The following is a 4211-nucleotide window of genomic DNA, read 5'->3' on the forward strand; positions in this document are numbered from 1 at the left end:
CCATGCGCCTCGGCGCGACCGCCCGTCAGCCGCGGCCGGCGTTCGGCTTGCGCCCGTGGTTCGCCGGCTTGCGGCGAGCGTTGGTCTTGCGCTTCGACGTCTTCTTCGACATAGGTGGGCAACGCTACCCCGTGGGGTGCGAACCGGCCCATTCGATCAACTCGCCGGCGGTCCAGGTGTTGACGATGCGGTCGAGCGCGATGCGGTGGCGTGCCGCCTTGTCGCAGCCGAAGACCTGCCACTCCAGTTGACCAGGAGCGTGCGCGTCGGTGTCGATGGCCACCTTGCAGCCCCAGTCGAGGGCCACATCGAGCAGGGGGTCGGGTGGGTCCTGGCGCTCGGGGCGGCAGTTGATCTCCACCGCGGTGTCGAAGCGGGCGCAGGCGGCGAACACCAGCTCCGGGTCGAAGCGCGACGGGGGCCGGGCGACCTCGGGGTCCGAGGCCACCTGCGCCCCACGTGAGCGCAGCTTGCGCCCCGTGCAGTGACCGAGGATGTCCACGTGGGGGCTCGAGACCGCGAGCACCATGCGCCGGGTCATCTCGCGCTCGTCCATGCGCAGCTTCGAGTGCATGCTGGCCACCACCACGTCGAGGCGAGCCAACAGGTCATCGTCCATGTCGAGCGTGCCGTCCTCGAGGATGTCGACCTCCATCCCGGTGAGGATCGAGAACGGGGCGAGCACCGCGTTGAGGCGCTCCACCTCTTCGAGCTGCGCCACCAGCCGGTCGCGGTCGAGGCCGTGGGCCACCGTGAGCCGCGGCGAGTGGTCGGTGAGCACCAGGTACTCGTGGCCGAGCGCCTGCGCGGCGCGGGCCATCTGCTCGATGCTGGCGCCCCCGTCGCTCCAATCCGAGTGGACGTGGCAGTCGCCCCGCAGCGACGCCCGGTAGGGCCTGGCCTCCTCGGTGAGCGGGAGGCGGCTCTCGCGTTCCGCTCGCACCAGGCGCGCCGGCACCATGCCGGCCAGTGCCTCGGTGATGACCTGCGCGCTCGACGGCCCGATCCCGGGGAGGTCCTCCAGCCGCCCGGCCGCCGCGAGCTGCGCGATCCGCTCGTCGCCCTGCTCGCGCACCACCTGCGCCGCCCGGAGGAACGCCCGGACCTTGGAGGCCGGTGCCAGCGCCCGGTCGAGGTAGTAGACGATCGCCTCCAGCGCGTCCGCCGGCGACAGCGGCGGTTCCGGCAGCTCGGGCACGGATCGAGCGTAGGAGGCCAGGCAGTACCCTGACCTCGTGGAGCGCTTCGGGTTCGTTGGCTTGCCGAACGCCGGCAAGTCATCGCTGTACAACGCGCTGTCGGGCGGGAGCGCCCTGGCCGCGCCGTACGCGTTCGCCACCACCGACCCCAACGTCGGGGTGGCGAAGGTGCCCGACGACCGCCTCGATCGTCTCGCCGCGATGAGCAACTCCCGCAGCGTGATCCCCGCCAGCGTGCAGTTCACCGACATCGGTGGGCTGGTGGAGGGGGCGAGCAAGGGTGAGGGGCTCGGCAACCGGTTCCTCGCCGGGATCCGCGAGGTCGACGCGATCGTCTACGTGCTGCGGGCCTTCGACGACCCGGACGTGCCGGGCTCACCCGATCCCCTCGAGCACCTCCGGGTCCTCGAGATCGAGCTGAGCCTCGCGGACCTCGACAGCGTCGAGAACCAGCTCGGCAAGCGCCGCAAGGCGGCCAGGCACGACAAGGCGATCGCCGACGAGGTGGCCGCGCTCGAAGCGGCCCACGAGGTGCTGGCCGCGGGCACCCCGATCTACCGCAGCGACCTGCCGGCGGCGCAGCGTGAGCTGCTCGGGAGCTACTTCCTGCTCACCGACAAGCCCGTGCTGGCGGTGGTGAACGTCGGCGAGGGCGACCTCGATCGCATCGACGAGAAGATCGCGCCGGTGGTCGCCGAGCTCGGCGATCACGGGGAGGTGATCGGCGCATGCGTGCAGCTCGAAGCCGAAGCCGCGCAGCTCGACCCCGACGAGCGGGCGGAGATGCTCGAGGCCCTGGGGCTCGGGGAGGGAGGCCTGCCCCGCTTCATCCGCGCCGCGTACCACCTGCTGGGTCTGCGCACGTTCTTCACCACCGGGGAGAAGGAGACCCGCGCCTGGACCTTCCGGGCGGGCTGGAAAGCGCCGCAGTGTGCGGGGGTCATCCACTCCGACTTCGAGCGGGGCTTCATCCGGGCCGAGGTCATCCACTGGGACGAGCTGCTCGAGATCGGCTCGTGGTCCAAGGCGCGCGAGCTCGGGAAGCTGCGCGTCGAGGGCAAGGACTACGAGGTGGCCGACGGTGACGTGCTCGAGATCCGGTTCAACGTCTGACCCTCGAGATGGCCTGGCTGGTGCGTGACGAGCGGGTCCTCGCGACGCTGGAGGTCGCGGAGTCGGTGCGTGGCCGCACCCGGGGCCTGCTCGGCCGTGACGGCATCGAGGGCGCCATCCTGCTGCGGCCCGCGAAGTCGGTGCACAGCTTCGGGATGCGGTTCCCGATCGACGTGGCCTTCGTCGACCGGGAGCTGGTCGTGGTGCGCACCTGCCGGTTGCGACCGAACCGGATCACCCTGCCGGTGTGGCGGGCTCACGGCGTGATCGAGGCCGAGGCGGGGGCGTTCGGTCGCTGGGGTCTGGCGCCCGGTGACCGCCTCGAGGTCCGCGGCCTCGACGGAGGCGCTCCGGGGTCCTCATGAGCGCGGCGGGAGGCGTCCTGGTGCTCGTGGGCACGCCGATCGGGAACCTCGGTGATCTCTCCCCGCGGGCCGTCGACGCCCTCCGATCTGCGGACGTCATCGCATGCGAGGACACCCGCCGGGCGGGCAGGCTGCTGGAGCGAGCCGGGGTGCGGAGGCCGGGGTTGCTGGTCGTGAACGACCACACCGAGGCCGCGCAGGTCAAGGAGGTGCTGGCCCGACTGGCGCGGGGGGAGCGGGTCGCGGTGACCACCGACGCCGGGATGCCCGGTATCTCCGACCCGGGTGAGCGCCTGGTGCGCGCCGCGCTCGCCGCGGGGTTCGAGGTCGAGGTGGTGCCCGGACCGTCTGCGCTGGTGGCCGGGCTGGTCGTCAGCGGTCTGCCCACGGGCCGGTTCGTCTTCGAAGGGTTCCTGCCCCGCAAGGGCGGTGCTCGCGCCGAGCGTCTCGCCGCCCTGGCGGGGGAGCAGCGCACCATCGTGCTGTTCGAGGCCCCCCACCGACTGGCCCGCACGCTCGCGGATCTGGCCGCCGCGTTCGGGGATGATCGACCGGTGGCGCTGGCCCGCGAGCTCACCAAGCTCCACGAGGAGGTCTGGCGGGGCCCGCTGGGCGAGGCCGCCCGCCGCGCCGGCGAGGTCGAGCCTCGCGGCGAGTACGTGGTCGTGGTCCAGGGCGCGCCCGCCGGCGCGGGGCCGACCGACGACGAGATCCTCGAGGCTCTGGGCCAGGAGGTCGCGTCGGGCCGGTCGACCAAGGACGCGGTGGCCGCGGTGGCCCGGCGCCTCGGGGCCGGCAAGCGCCGGGTGTACGAGCTCGCCACCCGCGACGGCTGAGGCGTCCGCTGGCGGGCGCCATGTCACCGATGGCGCCGGTGTCGCCTGGTGTCGTCAGCTGTCGCCGGTGCCGTCGACGCCGTCGACGCCGTCAGAACCCGGTGACCCATCGGCGGATCACCAGCGGGCACGAGACCAGTGGTGACCACCCGTCGGGTGAAGGCTCCACGATGACCATCGCCCGGGAGAACCTCGGATCGGTGGCCAGAGCACGCTCGATCCCCTGGTCGACGGCGGTGGCGGTCACCCGGTCGATGTGGCCCGACTCGGAGGCGTACCCACGCACCACGACCCGGCTGCGAAGCAGGTCGACCCGGACGATCTCCCGGATCGGGCCACTCGCCCCGTCGAGCGTCCGCCAGCAGTCGTCGGGGGTGCGCAGGCCACCGGCCTGGTCGTCGATCGCCTCGGCGAGGGCGCGCAGGTCCCGGTAGGGGTAGCGGTGCAACGGTCCCGGCCCGCCGAGGCCGGTGAGCGACGTCACCACCACCAGCCCGACGAGCGCGGCACCGATGGTCGCCAGCGCGGTCCTGCCCATCGGGGCCAGTCTCGCACGGGATGGCGGCTCGTAGGCTGGTGTCCGTGGAGCACGGTCCGGCCTTCGAGGACCTCTACGACGAGGCCACTCTCTCCGCCCTCGACGGGTGGGCGCCGGGGCACGGGCAAGAGCCCAGCACCAGGGGCCGGGTGGGGCGAGG

At 72.8% G+C, this 4211-nt stretch carries 5 protein-coding genes; 3 read left to right on the forward strand and 2 right to left on the reverse strand.

The annotated features are described in order from the left end of the window. Positions 1-124: 124 nt before the first annotated feature. On the reverse strand, positions 125-1174 hold the full coding sequence (locus V7004_RS15275) for a PHP domain-containing protein (RefSeq protein WP_442968079.1): 1050 nt from the start codon (positions 1172-1174) through the stop codon (positions 125-127). Between the two features lie 61 nt (positions 1175-1235). Here V7004_RS15275 and ychF point away from each other — a divergent pair, with 61 nt between their 5' ends. The 3 genes from ychF to rsmI are packed head-to-tail and all read left to right on the forward strand — an operon-like array spanning position 1236 to position 3513. Then, positions 1236-2312, forward strand: coding sequence for a redox-regulated ATPase YchF (gene ychF, locus V7004_RS15280; RefSeq protein WP_334145076.1), 1077 nt, complete (start codon positions 1236-1238; stop codon positions 2310-2312). Between the two features lie 8 nt (positions 2313-2320). Continuing rightward, entirely contained in the window at positions 2321-2677 is a 357-nt protein-coding gene (locus tag V7004_RS15285) for a DUF192 domain-containing protein (RefSeq protein ID WP_334145077.1), read from the forward strand. Further along, the gene (gene rsmI / locus V7004_RS15290) at positions 2674-3513 is read left to right on the forward strand and encodes a 16S rRNA (cytidine(1402)-2'-O)-methyltransferase (protein WP_334145078.1); all 840 of its coding nucleotides are present in this window, start codon (positions 2674-2676) and stop codon (positions 3511-3513) included. The genes V7004_RS15285 and rsmI overlap by 4 nt, the downstream gene beginning before the upstream one ends. Before the next feature lie 91 nt (positions 3514-3604). Here rsmI and V7004_RS15295 read toward each other — a convergent pair whose 3' ends face one another. After that, positions 3605-4051: a hypothetical protein gene (locus V7004_RS15295; RefSeq protein ID WP_334145079.1), complete on the reverse strand. Its 447-nt coding sequence runs from the start codon at positions 4049-4051 to the stop codon at positions 3605-3607. Between the last annotated feature and the right edge of the window lie 160 nt (positions 4052-4211).

The organism is Rhabdothermincola sp. (assembly GCF_036846205.1).
Classification (GTDB): domain Bacteria; phylum Actinomycetota; class Acidimicrobiia; order Acidimicrobiales; family Acidimicrobilacustridaceae; genus Rhabdothermincola.

Bases quoted from the DNA above. Each gene is read 5' to 3' on its own strand.
- V7004_RS15285 (WP_334145077.1), top strand. From the start codon at position 2,321: ATGGCCTGGCTGGTGCGTGACGAGCGGGTCCTCGCGACGCTGGAGGTC.
- rsmI (WP_334145078.1), top strand. From the start codon at position 2,674: ATGAGCGCGGCGGGAGGCGTCCTGGTGCTCGTGGGCACGCCGATCGGG.
- V7004_RS15295 (WP_334145079.1), bottom strand. From the start codon at position 4,051: ATGGGCAGGACCGCGCTGGCGACCATCGGTGCCGCGCTCGTCGGGCTG.